The sequence below is a fragment of the Maritimimonas sp. 2210JD6-3 genome, from assembly GCF_056591795.1.
Genome location: NZ_JBWQOJ010000099.1, coordinates 1 through 593, shown reverse-complemented (window position 1 = coordinate 593; position 593 = coordinate 1). Strand labels below are relative to the sequence as shown.

The 593-nt window shown below is 35.8% G+C and carries 1 protein-coding gene; it reads left to right on the top strand.

Annotation, left to right across the window (positions count from 1 at the left end):
* Positions 1 to 567: integrase core domain-containing protein (locus AC1EUY_RS16135; protein ID WP_480196580.1), on the top strand; the 567-nt coding region annotated here is incomplete at its 5' end.
* Between the last annotated feature and the right edge of the window lie 26 nt (positions 568 to 593).

Genomic DNA, 593 nt, shown 5'->3' with positions numbered 1-593 from the left:
AGGGTAAAAGAGCCTTTAGAAGTGCCTAGCACACTTAACCATACTTGGAGTATGGATTTTATGACCGACACCTTGGAGAACAAAACACGTTTTAGGTCTTTTAATATTATAGATGATTTTAACAGAGAGGCATTGCATATAGAAGTTGATTTTTCACTCACTAGCAATAGGGTCGTGTGGGTACTCAATCATCTTGTTAATAAAAAAGGGAAGCCTAAAAGGATACGAATGGACAACGGACCAGAATTTATAGCCAAAATAACAGAAGATTGGAGTGAAATGCACCATATTGAGTTCAAGTATATACAACCAGGGAAACCTACCCAAAACGCCTTTATAGAAAGGTTCAACGGTAGTTACAGAAGAGGTGTACTTGACAAATATATTTTTGAAAACATAGACCAAGTAAGAGAGCAAACACAAATTTGGCTGGATGATTATAACAATTACAGACCGCACGATTCCCTGGGCAAAATGCCACCTGTAAAATATGCAGAACTTAATTCTTTTGGGGCTAGCCCCAAAAGAATTAAAAACAATAACTTTATAGAAATTTTAGAAAAATAAACAGTTCTAATTAAGGGAAGCTTACA